At 71.3% G+C, this 16,504-nt stretch carries 15 protein-coding genes and 1 tRNA gene; 10 read left to right on the forward strand and 6 right to left on the reverse strand.

Going from position 1 to position 16,504, the window contains the following annotated elements:
* Window positions 1-81: 81 nt before the first annotated feature.
* On the forward strand, window positions 82-603 hold the full coding sequence (locus ACFY8U_RS33010; protein WP_361600811.1) for a MarR family transcriptional regulator: 522 nt from the start codon (window positions 82-84) through the stop codon (window positions 601-603).
* 37 nt (window positions 604-640) lie between these two features.
* On the opposite strand, the gene ACFY8U_RS33015 is transcribed toward ACFY8U_RS33010, so the two are convergent.
* Window positions 641-2,152, reverse strand: a complete 1,512-nt coding sequence (locus ACFY8U_RS33015; protein WP_361671757.1) for an MFS transporter — start codon at window positions 2,150-2,152, stop codon at window positions 641-643.
* A gap of 116 nt (window positions 2,153-2,268) precedes the next feature.
* Window positions 2,269-2,940, reverse strand: coding sequence for a TetR/AcrR family transcriptional regulator (locus tag ACFY8U_RS33020; RefSeq protein ID WP_389575861.1), 672 nt, complete (start codon window positions 2,938-2,940; stop codon window positions 2,269-2,271).
* 265 nt (window positions 2,941-3,205) lie between these two features.
* Here ACFY8U_RS33020 and ACFY8U_RS33025 point away from each other — a divergent pair, with 265 nt between their 5' ends.
* Window positions 3,206-4,495: a M6 family metalloprotease domain-containing protein gene (locus tag ACFY8U_RS33025; RefSeq protein ID WP_389575862.1), complete on the forward strand. Its 1,290-nt coding sequence runs from the start codon at window positions 3,206-3,208 to the stop codon at window positions 4,493-4,495.
* Here ACFY8U_RS33025 and ACFY8U_RS33030 read toward each other — a convergent pair.
* Window positions 4,482-6,386: a class I adenylate-forming enzyme family protein gene (locus ACFY8U_RS33030; RefSeq protein WP_389575863.1), complete on the reverse strand. Its 1,905-nt coding sequence runs from the start codon at window positions 6,384-6,386 to the stop codon at window positions 4,482-4,484. The two genes, ACFY8U_RS33025 and ACFY8U_RS33030, sit on opposite strands and share 14 nt — an antisense overlap.
* 174 nt (window positions 6,387-6,560) lie before the next feature.
* Between ACFY8U_RS33030 and ACFY8U_RS33035 the strand changes: the two genes are divergently transcribed.
* The 7 genes from ACFY8U_RS33035 to ACFY8U_RS33065 all read left to right on the forward strand — a co-directional run bounded on the left by ACFY8U_RS33035 (window position 6,561) and on the right by ACFY8U_RS33065 (window position 14,048).
* Window positions 6,561-7,094: a hypothetical protein gene (locus ACFY8U_RS33035; protein ID WP_361600799.1), complete on the forward strand. Its 534-nt coding sequence runs from the start codon at window positions 6,561-6,563 to the stop codon at window positions 7,092-7,094.
* A 128-nt stretch (window positions 7,095-7,222) separates the two neighbouring features.
* Window positions 7,223-8,059 carry a DUF4097 domain-containing protein gene (locus ACFY8U_RS33040; RefSeq protein ID WP_389575864.1) on the forward strand — a complete coding sequence of 279 codons (837 nt, stop codon included), beginning with the start codon at window positions 7,223-7,225 and terminating at the stop codon, window positions 8,057-8,059.
* Between the two features lie 489 nt (window positions 8,060-8,548).
* A complete protein-coding gene (locus ACFY8U_RS33045; RefSeq protein WP_389575865.1) occupies window positions 8,549-10,843 on the forward strand; it encodes an MMPL family transporter in 2,295 nt (764 codons plus the stop codon).
* Window positions 10,844-11,122: 279 nt separating this feature from the next.
* Window positions 11,123-12,136, forward strand: a complete 1,014-nt coding sequence (locus tag ACFY8U_RS33050; RefSeq protein WP_389575866.1) for an ATP-binding cassette domain-containing protein — start codon at window positions 11,123-11,125, stop codon at window positions 12,134-12,136.
* The gene (locus ACFY8U_RS33055) at window positions 12,133-12,957 is read left to right on the forward strand and encodes an ABC transporter permease (RefSeq protein ID WP_361757906.1); all 825 of its coding nucleotides are present in this window, start codon (window positions 12,133-12,135) and stop codon (window positions 12,955-12,957) included. Before ACFY8U_RS33050 ends, ACFY8U_RS33055 begins: the two co-directional genes overlap by 4 nt.
* Window positions 12,958-13,251: 294 nt before the next feature.
* Window positions 13,252-13,324 (forward strand) — tRNA-Arg (locus tag ACFY8U_RS33060).
* Window positions 13,325-13,892: 568 nt separating this feature from the next.
* Window positions 13,893-14,048 (forward strand): hypothetical protein, encoded by a 156-nt coding sequence (locus tag ACFY8U_RS33065; protein ID WP_389575867.1) that lies wholly within the window; start codon window positions 13,893-13,895, stop codon window positions 14,046-14,048.
* Between the two features lie 181 nt (window positions 14,049-14,229).
* On the opposite strand, the gene ACFY8U_RS33070 is transcribed toward ACFY8U_RS33065, so the two are convergent.
* The 3 genes from ACFY8U_RS33070 to ACFY8U_RS33080 form a co-directional block, all read right to left on the reverse strand.
* Window positions 14,230-15,033, reverse strand: coding sequence for a MerR family transcriptional regulator (locus ACFY8U_RS33070; RefSeq protein ID WP_389575868.1), 804 nt, complete (start codon window positions 15,031-15,033; stop codon window positions 14,230-14,232).
* Window positions 15,026-15,562 (reverse strand): VOC family protein, encoded by a 537-nt coding sequence (locus tag ACFY8U_RS33075; RefSeq protein ID WP_389575869.1) that lies wholly within the window; start codon window positions 15,560-15,562, stop codon window positions 15,026-15,028. Before ACFY8U_RS33075 ends, ACFY8U_RS33070 begins: the two co-directional genes overlap by 8 nt.
* A gap of 84 nt (window positions 15,563-15,646) precedes the next feature.
* The gene (locus ACFY8U_RS33080) at window positions 15,647-16,105 is read right to left on the reverse strand and encodes a hypothetical protein (RefSeq protein WP_389575870.1); all 459 of its coding nucleotides are present in this window, start codon (window positions 16,103-16,105) and stop codon (window positions 15,647-15,649) included.
* A gap of 70 nt (window positions 16,106-16,175) precedes the next feature.
* On the opposite strand from ACFY8U_RS33080, the gene ACFY8U_RS33085 reads away from it, so the two are divergent.
* Window positions 16,176-16,490, forward strand: coding sequence for a hypothetical protein (locus ACFY8U_RS33085; RefSeq protein WP_389575871.1), 315 nt, complete (start codon window positions 16,176-16,178; stop codon window positions 16,488-16,490).
* The last annotated feature ends 14 nt before the right edge of the window (window positions 16,491-16,504 follow it).

Raw genomic sequence — 16,504 nt, forward strand, 5'->3', positions numbered from 1 at the left:
TGCTTGAAGGTTCAAGCGTGCCTCACCCTGAGCGTAGAACGATGTAGTTCAACTTTCAAGGACGAGTCGTAGGATGGATGCATGACCACGGCACCCGAAGGCACGGCGGAGCGTACGGACGCGCCCCGCTGGCTCAGCGACGAGGAGCAGCGCGTCTGGCGCGCGTACCTCCACGCCACCACCCTCCTCGAGGACCATCTCGACCGCCAGCTGCAGCGCGACGCCGGGATGCCGCACATCTACTACGGCCTGCTCGTCCACCTCTCCCAGGCACCCCGGCGGCGGCTGCGGATGACCGAGCTGGCCAAGGACGCCAAGATCACCCGCTCCCGGCTCTCCCACGCCGTCGCCCGTCTGGAGAAGAGCGGCTGGGTGGTGCGCGAGGACTGCCCGTCCGACAAGCGCGGGCAGTTCGCGCGCCTCACGGACGAGGGGTTCGAGGTGCTGAGGCGGACGGCTCCCGGCCATGTCGCCGCCGTACGGCAGGCGATGTTCGACCGGCTCAGCCCGGAGCAGGTGGCCCAGCTCGGCGAGATCATGAAGGTGATGGCGGAGGGCCTCCAGCCGGCGGACCCGAACGCGGACCTGCCCTGGCTCCGCTGAGCGGAACCAGGGCAGGCGGCGGTACGCGGACGGGACGTCAGTGCGCGATGACGGGGATCTTCACCTCGTCCTCGGCACCCTCACCCGAACCCGAGCCGGCCACCACGCCGACGTCCGGCTTCCCGGTGTTGATGAGCGCGACGGCGATCGCGGCGGAGACGGCCAGGATGCCGACGGCCCACCAGATGGCCGCCGCGTAGCCCTCGACCATGCCCTGGAGCTGGAGCAGCTTCTGGGCGCCCTGGGTCGTGGCACCGGCCGCGTTGTCGGCGATGTACGCGGTCGTGGCCGAGGCCGCGATCGTGTTCAGCAGAGCCGTACCGATGGCGCCACCGACCTGCTGCGAGGTGTTGACCATCGCGGAGGCCACACCGGCGTCCCGCGGGTCGACGCCGTGCGTCGCGAGCGACATGGCCGGCATGAACGCCGTACCCATGCCCAGGCCGAGCAGCAGCTGGGCGGGGAGGATCAGACCGGCGTACGAGGTGCCGATCTCCAGCTGCGTCAGCAGCAGCATGCCGACGGCGGCGGTCAGGAAGCCCGGCCCCATCAGCCAGCGCGGGGGGACCCGCGTCATCAGCCGCGTACCGATCTGGGTCGAGCCGATGATCATGCCCGCGATCATCGGGAGGAATGCGAAGCCCGTCTTGACCGGCGAGTACCCCTTCACGACCTGGAGGTAGTACGTCAGGAAGAGGAACAGGCCGAACATCGCGATGACGGCCAGACCCAGCGAGAGGTACACACCGCCGCGGTTGCGCTCGGTCAGGACACGCAGCGGCAGCAGCGGCGACTTGACCTTCGCCTCGGTCAGGACGAACGCGGCGAGGAGCACGGCGGAGCCGACGAACATGCCGATCGTCGTGGCGTCCGACCAGCCCTCGGACTCGGCGCGGGTGAAGCCGTAGACGAGCGCGACCAGACCGAGGGTGGAGAGGATCACGCCGGGGATGTCGAGCGGCGAGCGGTTGCGGCCGCCGGCCGGCTCACGGATCACGAAGTACGCGCCGACGGCGGCGACGATCGCGAAGGGGATGTTGACGAAGAAGGTCCAGCGCCAGTCCAGGTACTCGGTGAGGAAGCCGCCGAGGATCAGACCCACGGCGCCACCGCCGCCGGCGATCGCACCGTAGATGCCGAAGGCCTTGGCGCGCTCCTTGCCGTCGGTGAACATCACCGCGAGCAGGGAGAGCGCGGCGGGCGCGAGCAGCGCGCCGAACGCACCCTGGAGCGCGCGGGCACCGAGCATCATCGCCTCACCCGTCGCGGCCCCGCCGAGCGCGGAGGCGGCGGCGAAGCCGATCAGACCGACGACGAAGGTGCGCTTACGGCCCCACAGGTCGGCGATGCGGCCGCCGAAGAGCAGCAGACCGCCGAAGGCGAGGGCGTAGGCCGTGATGACCCACTGCCGGTTGCCGTCCGATATCCCCAGGTCCTGCTGGGCGGAGGGCAGCGCGATGTTCACGATCGTCGCGTCGAGCACGACCATCAGCTGGGCGAGGGCGATGAAGACCAGGGCTTTCCAGCGCCTGGGATCCGTTTCGGACATGGGGGGAGCCACCTCTTGGTGCGTAAAGGAAAAAACTGGACGTAAGTACGGGGTGTTACACAGGGATGCGCAGTCGCGAGACCGGGTTGCGGGACGGTCGGGTCGAGGTCAGGTCACTACTCGTGGGAGTCGCCCCGCAGGTCCTCCAGAGTGGCGGCCGAGCCGGGCAGCACGGAGCGCGCGGGCGCCTCGAGACCGTCCAGGAACAGCTGCAGATGGCGGTGGACGAAGCGGTCCATGTTCAGGCAGGCGGTGCCCGGGAGCGGGCGGGTCAGCTGGGACACGGCCACCAGCAGGTCCCCGACACCGACATCGGCACGGAGCTTGCCCGCCCGGTGCGCGCGGTCGACGAGGCCCTGCACGGCCGACTCCAACCGCTCACGTTCGGCGTGCAGTTCGGGGTGGTTCGCGTCGAAGGAGCCGTCGAGCATCGGGCACAGGGCGCCGATCCGTTCGTCGGCGGCGCCATGGGTGAAGCGGCGGAGCGCGTCGAAGGCGTCGACCTCCCCCGCGTCCACGGCCGCGGCCGCCTCCTCCGCCAGGTCCGACGTGCGGGACGTGACGGAGACGACGACCTCGTGAATGAGGTCGTTGCGCTCGGGGAAGTTGCGGTAGAGCGTGGCGTTGCCGACCCCGGCGCGCCGCGCGATCTCGTCGAGCGGCACCTGCGGGCCGAACTCGACGAACATCTCCCGCGCCGCCGCGACGATCCGCTCACGGTTGCGCAGGGCGTCGGCCCGCGGGCGGGGTGCGCGACGGGCGGGCGCGGTGTCGGCTTCGGTGGTCACGCCACGGCCTCCTTCACATCTGAGTACATCTGGGATCCGCACCGGGACCACATCTGGGATCGCGATCCGGGGAGCGAGTCCCCACTTCCTCGAACACAGGCGTAAACGGGGAGCGAGTCCCCGGTTATTTCCCGCCTGGAATGTGATGTGGGTCACATCTCCCGCACCTCGTGGAATACCCACGATCGGGCCAACCCGGCGCGCGCCCCCGCGCCTCTCGACACAGGCTGATCGAGCAGCAGCTCTGATGAGGAGAGGCGACCGCATGCAGCAGACCCGCCGGCGCATACGCAGACCCGTCGCTCTCGCCGCGACGGCGGCCGTCGCACTCGCCGCACTCGCCTCGGCCAGCTCCACGCTCCCCGGCCCGGCACCCGCGACGGCGGGCCCGGTGGCCTCCGCACCCCCCGCGGACGGCGCGGACGCCGCGGCGGCGCTCGGTCCGTGCCGGATCGCGACGACGATGGGTGTGCAGATGTCGGAGGGAATGCCCACCGCCCCGGGCTACGCCCGCTCCACGGGCCGCGTCAGAGCCCTCAACCTGATGGTCGACTTCCCGGACGCGCCCGGCGAAGGCACCGCGCTCAGCCGGTACGACGAGTTCTTCCCGCAGACGGCGGAATGGTTCAGCACCAGCTCGTACGGGCGCCTGCACTACCACCCCGAAGCCCCGATACCCGACTGGCTGCGGATGCCGCAGCCGTTCGCCTCGTACGGGATAGAGCGCGGCTCACCGTACGAACCGGGGTACCGCGGCCTCGTCGAGGACATCGTGAAGGCCGCCGACCCGAAGGTGGATTTCAGCGCGTACGACCTGGTCAACATCCTGGTCACCCCGAATGCCGGGCCCTCGGCCCTGGACACCGTCCTGAGCGTGACCTTCTCGGGGAACGACGAGGCGCCGTACGCGGACGGGGTCCCGCTCTCCAACACGTCCTTCGTCTACAGCCGCCAGGACGACGGCTCGGGGACGTACGCCGAGACCGGCTACCGCGTCCTGCCGCACGAGAACGGCCATGTCTTCGGCCTTCCCGACCTCTACACCGTGGACGGCGGGGGCACGGTCGGCCACTGGGACATCATGTCCGAGGACTGGGGGGCCAACAACGACCTGCTCGGCTGGCACAAGTGGAAGCTGGGCTGGCTCGACAACGACCAGGTCGGCTGCGCGTCCCAGCAGGGCACCACCGAGTACCTCCTGACCCCGCTGGCCACGGCGGGCGGCCGGAAGCTGGCCTTCGCGCCGCTCTCCGAGAAGTCGGGGTACGCGGTCGAGGTCCGCACCCGCGAGGGCAACGACGAGGCCGTCTGCGAGCCGGGCGTCCTGATCTACCGCGTCGAGTCGGACGTCGACACCGGGCACGGCCCGGTGACCGTGGCGGACAGCGACAAGGACAGCGGCGGCTGCACGCGCCGCCCGAACGTCCACGCGGAGCTGTCGGACGCCCCGTACCGGCCGGGCGAGACCTTCACGGACCGGACGAACGGCATCCGGATCACGGTGGTGGACGAGGCCGCGAACGGCGCGTACCGCGTCCGGATCACCCGGTCCTGACGGCGGCTTGGACGTCGGCCTGCACCTCGGCTTGGACGTCGGCCCGGACGTCGGCATGCGTCTCGGCTTGAACGGCGGCCTGGACCTCGGCTTGGACGCTTGCCTGGACCTCGGAGGCCCGGACGTCGACCTGGCGGTCCGGGAGCGGTCCGAGGCTGTCCGGGAGCGCCTCGCGGAGCTGCCGCTTCAGTACCTTCCCCGTGGCGTTGCGGGGCAGCTCGGCGTCCCGTACCAGGATGTGTGCGGGGACCTTGAACGCGGCGAGGCGCGCCCCTGCGTGCGCCCGCAGCTCGTCGGCGGTGACGGCCGACGCCGCCCTGAGCCGTACGACGGCGGCGACCTCCTCCCCCAGGGTGGGATGCGGCACGCCGAGGACGGCGGCTTCGAGGACGTCCGGGTGGTCGTGGAGGACGGCCTCGACCTCGACGCAGTACACGTTCTCGCCGCCCCGGATCACCATGTCCTTGAGCCGGTCGACGAGGGTGACGCGCCCGTCGCGCAGGTGGGCGAGGTCGCCCGTGCGGAACCAGCCGTCGTCGGTGAAGGCCTCCCGGGTGGCGGCGTCGTCACCCCAGTACCCGCGGACGAGGGACTGTCCGCGCAGCCACAGCTCCCCCACGCCGTCGCCGTCGGGCCGGTCGACGCGGACCTCGGTGGCAGGCGTGGGACGGCCGACGCTGCGCGGATGGGCGCGGTACTCGGCCCCGAAGTTGGCGAACACGCCGCCGCAGGTCTCGGTGAGCCCGTAGCCGTTACGGGGTTCGATGCGCTCCCCGTACGCGGCGGTGAGGCGGGCCACGAGCTCGGGCGGGGCGGCGGCGCCTCCCGTGTTGAGCATGACGAGGCTCTCCAGCGGATCACCGGTCGCCTCGGCGCGGTCGAGCAGCTGGAGAGCGGTGGTCGGGACGCCGGCGTAGTGGGTGACGCGGTGGCGCCGGATCAGCTCCAGGGCCTTGTCGGCGTCCCACTTGCGCATGAGGACGAGGGTCCCGCCTGCGGCCATGACGGAGTAGAACGAGGTGAACGCGGCCACGTGGAAGAAGGGGAACGTGGTGAGCGAGACGGGCGCCGGCCCCTGTCCGGGCACCGTGCCGCGGCCGAGGGCGGAGGCGGCGGCGTAGTACCGCGGATTCATCGCGGCCCCGGCCTGCGCGAGGTGGGTGGCGACGGCGCCCTTGGGGCGGCCGGTGGTGCCGGAGGTGTAGATGATGGTCGCGTCGTGCTCGGGCAGGACGTCGACGGGCGGCGGCCCGAGGAGGGAGTCGGTGTCGCGTACGTACGCCGGGAAGCCGCCGCGCCGGAGGCGGTCGCCGCCGCCCCGGAGCGGTTCGCTGCCGTCACCGCCACGGCCTTCACCGCTACGGCCTTCACCGCCACGGGCGTCACCGCTACGGCCTTCGCCGTGAAAGACGATGCCGGGCACGTGATGCTCCCGCGCCCACGCCCGTACGCGCTCCTCCCGCTCCCCGTCGACGAGCAGGATGCGGGGCGTGCAGTCGTCGAGGGCGTACGTGAGCTCGTCCTCGGTCCACCAGGCGTTGAGGGGTACGGCGACGAGACCGGCGAGCTGGGCGGCCCAGAAGGCGATCTGCCACTCGGGATCGTTCCGCATGGCGACGACGGCCCGGTCGCCCGGCCGGAGCCCGTACTGATCGACGAGACTCCGGGCGAGCCCGCAGGCGGCGTCGAAGAACTCCCGGTAGCTCAGCACCCCGTCTTCGGAGACGAGGAACGGCCGGTCCCCGTAGGCCCAGGTGGCCTCGACGAAGTCGCGCAGCGTGCGGGGGCCCTCGACGTACACCCCGCCCTCGACGGCGAAGAGCGCCCCGGGCTCGACCAGCCGATCGACGACGTCACCCACGACGACCACCTTCCCTGAGCGCTTGCTCACCCCTCGGACGCTAGGTCCACCCTGCCACCCCGTCCGCAGCGCCGTACACCGGCCCACCCGCGCCCCCGGCGAGGAACGGACCGCAGGAACCCATGGCGCCAACAAGGCGACACCGTGGCACACCATGGCGCCATGAAACTTGCAATGGCGCCACGATGGTGCCACCATTGCGTCATGGACCTCACGCCCTACGTAGACAATCTCCGCCATGAGCTCGGCGTGGCCGCCGAGGCCGGGGGCGACGAAGCACGCGCCCTGGCCGACCGGCTCACCGGTCAGCTCGAGTCGGCCGCCCGCCTGACGCTGCTCAACGCACTGTCGGACGCGATGGACGAGGTCACCCGTGACCTGGCGCCCGGCTCGGTCGACCTCCGACTGCGCGGCCTGAACCCCGAGTTCGTGGTGACGCCGCCGCCCACCGCCGACATCTTCGAAGAGGCCGAGACCTCGCTGCCGGCCCCGCCGCCCCCGCCGACGCTTCCCGTGGAGGTCGAGGAGGGCGCCACCTCGCGCATCAACTTCCGGCCGCCGGCCCAGCTCAAGGCCCGGGTCGAGGAGGCCGCGAGCCGCGAGGGGCTCTCGGTCAACGCCTGGCTCGTCCGAGCCGTGACCGCCGCCCTCGAACCCGGCACGGCGGGTCGCACCCGCACCGGCACCACGGGCGTGGGCCCCGCCGTCGGGCAGGGATTCACGGGCTGGGTCCGCTAGCCCCACCCGCAGCAGGCCTCGCGCCACCGCCCCACGGCTCCCACCGCCCCACCGCCCCTCCGCCCCACGCCCAACTGAGGCACACCACCCCGCCACTTACCTCCACCCAGTCAAAGGACGGCACAGCCATGCCTACGTTCGACACCCCCGAACCCCTCTCCGCCACCGTCGAGATCGAGATCGGCCGGGCCCGGATCGTCGCGGGCAAGCGCACCGACACCGTCGTCGAGGTGGTGCCGAGCGACCCCGGCGACAAGCTGGACGTCCAGGCCGCCGCGGAGACCAAGGTCACCTGCGCGGGTGGGAAGCTGCTGGTCAAGGGCCCCAAGAAGCGCTCGCTCTTCGGCAAGGTCGGCGCCGTCGACGTGACCGTCGAACTGCCCGCGGGCTCCGAGCTGATCGGCAGCACGGGCCTCGGCGAGCTGATCGGCGAGGGACGGTTCGGCGACTGCCGTCTCACGACCGCCGCCGGTGACATCCAGCTGGAAGAGGCCGCGGCCGTACGGCTCAAGACCTCGCACGGCGACATCCTGGTGGACCGCACGACGGGCGAGGCCGAGATCCAGGGGTCGGGCCGGGTGCGGGTCGGCCGGATCGACGGAGCGGCGACCATCAAGAACCTGAACGGCGAGACCACCCTCGGCGAGGTCGGCGGCGAGCTGCGCGTGAACTCGTCCAACGGCCCCATCGGCGTCGCACGCGCCCTGTCCTCGGTCACCGCCAAGACGGCGAGCGGCGCGATCCGCCTCGACGAGGTCGTGCGCGGGCAGATCACCCTGGACTCCGCCGCCGGCGGTCTGGAGGTCGGCATCGCCGAGGGCACGGCCGCCTGGCTCGACGTACGGTCCAAGGCGGGCCGCGTACGCAACGAGCTGGGCACGGCAGAGGGACCGGGCCAGTCCGACGAGACGGTCGAGGTCCGGGGCCGTACGAGCGTCGGCGACATCGTCATCCGCCGCGCCTGAGAGCCGGCTCTTCCCCCGGCGCACGCCACGCGAAGGGCGGCCTGACGAGCCGGCCGCCCTTCGGCCCCCTAGAGATCCCGTACAGCCCCGACTCCGAGCGGCGTACGTAACTCCCGGCCGCACCATGCCCGCCATGCTGCCCTCGCCGGTTCCTGCCTGAGGCGCGCCCAGCGCCATCGGATGGATGGCGCCACAACCCTGCCGCGACGGCGATGCCCGCCTCGCACCAGCCGTGCGCCGCCCAGCGCCACCCATGCACCACCCCTGCGCTATCCGGCGCCACTTCGCGCTGCCCAAATCCGGCAGGACAACCGGCCGCCGCGCACCGCGCGCCGCGCACCGCGCGCCGCGCACCGCACGCCACGCACCGCGCCGCACGTGAACCGCACGTGGACCTCACGAGCACCGCACCACGCGTACACCGCACCACGCGGCATCACACCGCACCGCACCGCACTGACCACCACCGACCCTTACGGGAGCCCCACCGTGGCTACGTTCCTTTCCAGACTGGGCCGTCTCGCCTTCCGCCGCCGGGGGGTGATGGTGCTGCTCTGGCTGCTGGTGTTCGGCGGCATGGGCTTCGCCGCCTCCACCGCGCCGGCGCCGCCCGCCGATACGTTCTCGATGCCGGGCACCGAGTCGCAGGAGGCCTTCGACCTGCTGACCGAGAAGTTCCCGGACGCGAGCGCCGATGGCGCCGGCGCCCGGGTCGTCGTCCGCGCTCCCGAGGGCGCGAAGATCACGGCGCCCGCGCAGCGGACCGCGGTCGAGCGTCTCGTCGCCGAGCTGAGGGCATCGTCCCCGCAGGTGGTGGCTGTCGCCGATCCGTACGAATCCCCCGCTGTCAGCATCAGCAAGGACGGCACGACCGCCTACATGGTGGTGACGTACAAGGTTCCCGCGATGGAGGTCGACGACAAGGCGCACGACGCTCTCGACGCGGCCACGGAGCAGGCTCGTGAGGCGGGGCTCACCGTCGAGGCCGGCGGCGACGCCGTGAAGATCGAGCAGGCGATGGGTGGCACCGGCGAGCAGATCGGCATCCTGGTCTCCGCGATCGTCCTCGTCCTCACCTTCGGTTCGGTGATCGCGGCCGGAATGCCGCTGCTCACCGCGCTGATCGGCGTCGGCATCGGCATCTCCGGCATCACGGCGCTCGGTTCGACGCTCGGCCTGTCGGGTACGACGTCGACGCTCGCGATGATGATCGGCCTCGCGGTCGGCATCGACTACGCGCTGTTCATCGTGTCCCGGTTCCGCGCCGAACGGGCCGAGGGGCGCACCCCGGAAGAGGCGGCGGGACGGGCCGTCGGCACGGCGGGCTCGGCCGTCGTCTTCGCCGGCCTCACGGTCGTCGTCGCCCTCGCCGGGCTCGCCGTGGTGAACATCCCGATGCTCACCAAGATGGGCCTCGCCGCGGCAGGCACCGTCGCGGTCGCCGTACTCGTCGCGCTCACCCTGGTCCCCGCCCTCCTCGGTTTCGCGCCGGTCAAGGTGATGGCCCGTAAGGGACGCCTGGCGTACGCCGTCAAGCCGCTGTCGGACCGCAAGCAGCGCAGGGCCGCGAAGCACGCGGCGAAGCTGGCCAGGAAGACCAAGCCCAACCTGGGCTCCCGCTGGGCCGGTTACGTCCTGCGTCACCCCGTCGCCGTGCTGCTCGTGGGCGTGGTGGGCCTCGGCACCGTCGCCGTACCGGCCGCGAGCCTGGAGCTCGGCCTGCCGGGCGAGGGCCAGATGTCGACGGAGACCACACAGCGCAGGGCGTACGACCTGCTCTCGGAGTCCTTCGGGCCCGGCTTCAACGGCCCCCTGATGGTCACCGTGCAGACGACGGGCACCGAGGGGACGGCCAAGGACGCGAAGGCGGCCGGCGACGAGATCGGCAAGGCGCTGCTGAAGACGGACGGCGTGGCCTCGGTCTCGCCGGCCACCGCGAACAAGGCGGGCGACACCGCGATCCTCAACGTCATCCCGGAGACGGGACCGACCGAGAAGGAGACCGAGGAGCTCGTCCGCGAACTCCGCGACACCGCGGGCGCCTTGGAGCGGAGCACGGCGTCCCGGATCCTCGTGACCGGCCAGACGGCCATGTTCATCGACTTCTCGCAGACCCTCGACGACGCGCTGCTGCCCTACCTGGGCCTGGTCGTGGGCCTCGCGTTCCTGCTCCTGATGGTGGTCTTCCGCTCCGTCCTGGTCCCGCTCAAGGCAGCCCTCGGCTTCCTGCTGTCGGTGGCCGCGGCGCTCGGCGCCGTCGTGGCGGTCTTCCAGTGGGGCTGGCTCGCCGATGTCTTCGGCATCGACGCACCGGGCCCGATCATGAGCACGATGCCGATCTTCATGATCGGCGTGGTTTTCGGCCTCGCGATGGACTACGAGGTCTTCCTGGTCAGCCGGATGCGCGAGTCGTACGCCCACGGAGCACGCCCTGCCGAAGCCGTGGTCGACGGCTTCCGCCACGGGGGCCGGGTGGTGAGCGCGGCCGCGATCATCATGATGAGCGTCTTCTCGGGCTTCATCGTCGAGGACAACGACTTCGTCAAGATGATCGGCTTCGCCCTCGCGATCGCCGTGCTTTTCGACGCCTTCGTGGTCCGTATGGCGATCGTGCCCGCGCTCTTCGCCCTGCTCGGCAAGTCCGCCTGGTGGCTGCCGAAGTGGCTGGACCGGATCCTGCCCCGGGTGGACGTCGAGGGCGAGAAGCTCGGCCAGGCGCAGGCACCGACGACGCCCCGGGGCCGGGGCCAGGGCCAGGACCGGGAGCGCACCCCGGTCGGCTGAACGGGCTTCACGGCCCGCCGCGAGGGGCCCCGCACCGGCTCAGGCCGGGGCGGGGGCGCCTTCTGCTCTCTCCCTAGGACGACAAAGCCGCAGGTCAGACGCCACGACGCCACACAGTGGCGTCAATGGCGCCACTGTGGCTCGACATGGCGCCATGAATGTGTCACCATGATGGCGCAAGCGAGGCACGGGAATGGCGCCACAAGGCGCCAAGCCCGGCAGACTCGCCGGCCCGCCAGACCCACCCCTGGACTCCCCGGAAGAGAAAGGCCCGCTCCCATGAACACCGCGACCACAGCGGCCACCAGCACGCGCTCCGCGGCGATCTCCGCGATCGGCCTGCGCAAGTCGTACGGCGACAAGGTGGTGCTCGACGGCATCGACCTGCGGATCCCCGAGGGCACGATCTTCGCCCTGCTCGGCCCCAACGGGGCGGGCAAGACCACCACGGTGGAGATCCTCTCCACGCTGATCACAGCCGACGGGGGCGAGGCGCGGATCGCGGGCCACGACGTGGCCGCCGACGCCGACTCGGTACGCGGCCTGATCGGCGTCACGGGACAGTTCGCCGCCGTCGACGGGCTGCTCACCGCCGAGGAGAACCTGCTCCTCATGGCCGACCTCAACCACCTGAGCCGCGGCGAGGGCCGGCGTCGCACGGCCGAGCTCCTGGAGCGGTTCGAGCTGACCGAGGCGGCCCGCAAGAACGTCGCCACCTTCTCGGGCGGTATGCGCCGCAAGCTCGACCTGGCGATGACGCTGGTCGGCCGTCCGCAGATCATCTTCCTCGACGAGCCGACGACGGGCCTCGACCCGCGCAGCCGCCGCGTGATGTGGGAGCTCATCCGGGACCTGGTCACGGATCAGGGCGTGACCATCTTCCTCACCACGCAGTACCTGGAGGAGGCCGACCACCTCGCCGACCGCATCGCCGTCCTCGACCACGGCAAGCTCGTCGCCGAAGGCACCGCCGAGGAGCTGAAGCGGCTGATCCCCGGCGGCCATGTCCGCCTCCAGTTCGCCGACGAGGACCAGCTCGCCTCGGCGGCCACGATCTTCGGCGTCGCCACCAGCGACGACGAGTCGCTCACCCTGCAGATCCCCAGCGACGGCTCGGTCGCCAATCTCCGCGCCATCCTCGACACCCTCGACAACACCGGGCTGCAGGCCGAGTCGCTGACGGTGCACACCCCCGACCTCGACGACGTCTTCCTCACCCTCACCGGCCGGCAGAACGCCCCGGCCGCCGCCCCCTCCGCTTCCACCATCGCCCAGAAGGAGTCGACCCGATGAGCACCGCGACCCTCACCCCCGCCAAGCCCGCCAAGGCCACCCGCTCGTACGCCCTGCGCGACTCCATGACGATGCTGCGCCGCAACATCAAGCACATGCAGCGCTACCCCTCGATGACGATCTCGATACTCGTGATGCCGCTGCTGATGCTGCTGCTCTTCGTGTACGTCTTCGGCGGCGCGCTCGGCATGGGCATCGGGGCGGGCGACGACCGCGGCGACTACATCAACTACCTGGTGCCCGGCATCATCCTGATGTCCGCGACCTCGGGCGCCGTCGCGACGGCCGTGTCGGTCTGCACCGACATGACGGAGGGCATCGTCAACCGCTTCCGCACGATGTCGATCTCCCGCGGCTCCATCCTCACGGGCCATGTCCTCGGCAGCGTCATCCAGGTCACGGCGGTCCTCGTCCTGATCACGAGCGTCTCCCTCGCGATCGGCTTCCGCCCGAACGCCTCGCTGGTCGAGTGGCTGGCCGCCCTGGGCCTGCTCGTCTTCCTCGCCTTCGGCATGGCCTGGCTGTCCGCCGCGATGGGCATGGGCGCCAAGACGGTCGAGGCCGCGAGCAACGGCCCGCTGCCGCTGACGTTCCTGCCCTTCCTCGGCAGCGCGGTCGTCACCCCGGACTCGATGCCGACGGTCCTGCGCTGGTTCGCCGAGTACCAGCCCTTCACCCCGATCAACGAGACGCTGCGAGGCCTGCTCCTCGGCACCCCGATCGGCAACGACGGCTGGATCGCCCTGGCCTGGTGCACGGCCCTGGCCCTGATCGGCTACCTCTGGTCCCGCGCGGTCTTCAACCGCGAGGTGACCCGCTGACCCACCACCCCCACCCCCGCGAACCGGCCCCGGCCCCTCACCTGCCACCCCAGGCGAGGCCCGGGGCCGCCGCACGAGCCCGACGCGGACCGCGCGGGCACCCCCCAAGATCACCCACACGCTCGCGGCCTCAGCCGGTACGCACCTCTCTCCACCCTCGGATCAAGCACCACCCGCTACACTGACCGCGGTGGCTACGCCCTCCCGGGCTGCCACCACGACCTGTCGCCAAGCAGGCCTGAACAGACCGCCGCTCCAGGCAGCCTGTCCGGACAAGCTTTCCGACGGATCCCCGCCTTCGTAGCTCAGGGGATAGAGCACCGCTCTCCTAAAGCGGGTGTCGCAGGTTCGAATCCTGCCGGGGGCACAAGCGAGAAGACCCCCAGCCGATCATGGCTGGGGGTCTTTGACATCTGCGACGTCACGGAGGCCCTGAAGAGGGCGTGGCCCGCGGGGTCCGGGAAGTGTCAGACAGCCGAGTCGATCGCGGTCATGCGTCCCACCCGCAAGAGATCACGGCCCGAATGACCGAGGTCCACGGAATCCCGCCTGCTCGAACGCCCTGAGCGGCGCAGGCCCCCGCGTCCGCAGCCACAACGACCGCCACCTCATGGGAAGGCTTGCATGACGACCCCCGTAGCTCTCGGTTTCGAGCTTCTGTCAGAGAAGTCCCCCACGACAACCTTCGCTTGCGCCTTGGGACATACCGCCACACCTGCGATTCGTACTACCTCGACAGCGACGACTCCCCCACGGCGTCCCCAGACCTCAGGACGGACCTCGCACGCCTCCTGGCGCAGTGGAGGACCCAGGTTGACGGACTGAGGGGAAGGGGAGGCACTGCCTACCTGCCCTACGACTTCTCCGACGAGTGCACGGGCTGGCTCCGCGTATCGTCCACCGAAGGCCACAGCGCCGAGGTGCAAGCGGGATGCATGGTGAACGGCTGGAGCTTCGCGCCCTCCGACTACCTCACGACAGCTGCCGAGATCACCGATTTCGAGCCCGTGAAGAACGCCCGGATCGAGTGCTCCTTGGACGAGCTGTCCCACCGCATCACCACGAACGCCGCGACCTTCACGGCCCGCTGACCGTAATACGGCAGGCGACCGCCGAGGAGGCGACTACTCGGCATCCGGAAGGCCGCACTCGTCACCCACATCTGACGGCCCTGGCGAGGCAGTCCACAGCCGTGCCAGATGCGTGCCGGGGCCTGCGGGTCTGTTTCCAGGTCTCCGGCCGGTCCGTGGGGCCGGCTGCCCGGGGCCGCGCCTACTGCCAGGTCGCCGTGTCCGGGTCGATGCCGTGGGTGCGGGCGCTCGCGTCGATGGCGTGGCGGAGCCAGGTGGACAGGCCCGGGTGGATGGCGTCGTAGTGGGCGGCGAAGCCCGGGTCGGATTCGTATCTGCGGCCGAGGCAGACCTGCATCTGGCGGGTGAGGGGGAAATACGAGGCGAAGACTTCGCGGTGCCGCTCGACGAGTCGATTCGCCTCCGGGCTGCCCGACGTGACGCCGGCGGCCATCGCTTCCCCGAGGGCGCGGTCGAGGTCGGCCACGGTGTCGGTGATCCTCTGCCATTCCTCCGGGCCGCGAGAGGCCGAGCGTTCGGCGTACTGCTGCCATTGCTTCGTGGCTCCGTAGTGCTGACGGGCTCGCGTCGGCCCCTCCGGGTCCCATCGAGGGCCGAAGATCGCGGCCTGCTGCTCGGCGGTCAGCAGCAGGCCGCGCTCGTGCGCGTCGATCATCCGGTCCAGTCCGGTACCGAGCTGCTGGAGTCGCTCGATCCGTTCCGCGACCTGGGCACGTTGGGCACGCAACGCGCCAGGTACGTCCGCCGTCGCGTCGTCCATGATCGTCCGGATCCTGTCCAGGCCCAGGCCGAGTTCGCGGTAGACCACGATGCGGTGCAGGCGTTCCAGATCACCGGCGGTGTAGAGCCGGTATCCGGCGGCCGTGCGCAGCGACGGTCGCGCCAGGCCGATCTCGTCCCAGTGGTGCAGCGCGCGGACCGTCACGCCCAACCGCGTCGAGGCCTGACCGACGGTCAGGCCGTCGGTGTCGGTGGCATCAGGCATGTTCCTCATTGTCGCCTCGGCCGGTGTCCGGTGGGGTGATCCCGATGGCTTCGAGGTTCCGCGCCTCCGGACTGGCCGGGTCGAAGGGCTTTGCTGCCGTGAAGACGATCCGTGCGTTCTCGGGGGTGATCACCTCCACGTCGCGGGTGTTCCAGGGGGTGTCCCGTGGTCCCTCGACCGAGTCCGGGCGCAGCGCACGACATGCCTCGACCAGGGGGTCGATCTGGCCGAGCACGCACGCGAAGCTGACACCCAGCGCCGGTGCCTGCTCCGGAGCGCTGTCCGCCTGGACGAGGAGTACGTCCTGGAACGCCCACCGGCGCAGATGCACCAGCGTGCCGGGGACGCTGAACAGCTCGAAGAACCCGAGCCCCCCAGTCCAGAACTCCGTCGACGCCGCCATGTCGCTCGTGGGGACCGTCACGAACGCGGGCATCCCGTAGATCCCCCGGAACAGCTCCGGCGGAGCCGCGTCCGGGCCGGGAGCGGGCACGGGGCTCATCTCGAACGCGTTGTAGTAGTCGCTCATGCACACCACCCTCCGGCCTCACGCGACGTGAGGGTCAAGCCCGGTCACTCGGGCCCGCACTTGGGCGGGCCGGGGCTCCTGACGTCATGGGCGGCACGTCAGGCGCATCTGGCCCGCACCGTGATGCGCCCCCTCCCGCGCCGCGGAGCCCCAGTCCTGGCCCCGGTCGAGGAGGCGGACCGTGAAGGTGGGGGTGCCGAGGGGGTACGTCCCGACGGGCAGGAGCGCGCCGACGTTCGCGGGCTGGTAGACGGTGAACGTGGCGAACGGAGTGCCGTTCGCCAGGACCTGGTAGACCGAGGGCTCGCCGGCCGCGTCCTGGGGCCGCGGCGGGCTCGGGACATGGACCGCCAGGGCGCACGTCTCGTACCCCGGGCCGACGTGCCAGCTCCAGGTCGCCCGGTGGTCACGGTCCTTCGTCGAGCTGCCCGACATCGGCATGGACGAGAAGCGGCCGTCGCAGCCCCCGCCACGGAAGCCGCCGACCCGCACGGTGTACCAGCCCTCGAAGCCGTCGCTGTACCGGCCCGTCTCCGTGTACACCCCGCCCGTGCAGCCCGGGCCGGCCCACACCTCGTACGGAACTCCCGAAGGGTGGGGGGAGGGAGGGGGTGTGGACGGGTGGGCGAACGTCGTGGGGGACGTGCCGGCGGGCGGCGTGCTCGCGCTCGACGGTGCCGGCTCGCCGCCCGGAAACGCCGTAGGGCCGTTCCGCGTCGGCAGCGTCCGTACCGGCGGATCCGATGCCGCAGCCGGCGGCGGCTGCTCCTCCGCCCCGCTCAGGGACACCACCAGCGCCAGGCCGCCCACCGCCACCACGGCCACGAGCGCCCACGCCCCGCCCCGCCGTGTCCCCGTCCGGTCGACGCCGCCGCAGCGCCGGCACGCCATTCCCGGCAGCGGGCCCCTGCCCGCTCCACCGCACTGATCGCATGCCATAGC

It is taken from the genome of Streptomyces sp. NPDC012508 (assembly GCF_042902595.1).
Taxonomy (GTDB): Bacteria; Actinomycetota; Actinomycetes; order Streptomycetales; family Streptomycetaceae; genus Streptomyces.

What these genes read in the sequence shown, in the direction of transcription:
- ACFY8U_RS33010 (WP_361600811.1), top strand. Translation starts at nt 82, where the DNA reads ATGACCACGGCACCCGAAGGCACGGCGGAGCGTACGGACGCGCCCCGC.
- ACFY8U_RS33015 (WP_361671757.1), bottom strand. Translation starts at nt 2,152, where the DNA reads ATGTCCGAAACGGATCCCAGGCGCTGGAAAGCCCTGGTCTTCATCGCC.
- ACFY8U_RS33025 (WP_389575862.1), top strand. Translation starts at nt 3,206, where the DNA reads ATGCAGCAGACCCGCCGGCGCATACGCAGACCCGTCGCTCTCGCCGCG.
- ACFY8U_RS33035 (WP_361600799.1), top strand. Translation starts at nt 6,561, where the DNA reads ATGGACCTCACGCCCTACGTAGACAATCTCCGCCATGAGCTCGGCGTG.
- ACFY8U_RS33040 (WP_389575864.1), top strand. Translation starts at nt 7,223, where the DNA reads ATGCCTACGTTCGACACCCCCGAACCCCTCTCCGCCACCGTCGAGATC.
- ACFY8U_RS33050 (WP_389575866.1), top strand. Translation starts at nt 11,123, where the DNA reads ATGAACACCGCGACCACAGCGGCCACCAGCACGCGCTCCGCGGCGATC.
- ACFY8U_RS33055 (WP_361757906.1), top strand. Translation starts at nt 12,133, where the DNA reads ATGAGCACCGCGACCCTCACCCCCGCCAAGCCCGCCAAGGCCACCCGC.
- ACFY8U_RS33065 (WP_389575867.1), top strand. Translation starts at nt 13,893, where the DNA reads ATGGTGAACGGCTGGAGCTTCGCGCCCTCCGACTACCTCACGACAGCT.
- ACFY8U_RS33070 (WP_389575868.1), bottom strand. Translation starts at nt 15,033, where the DNA reads ATGCCTGATGCCACCGACACCGACGGCCTGACCGTCGGTCAGGCCTCG.
- ACFY8U_RS33075 (WP_389575869.1), bottom strand. Translation starts at nt 15,562, where the DNA reads ATGAGCGACTACTACAACGCGTTCGAGATGAGCCCCGTGCCCGCTCCC.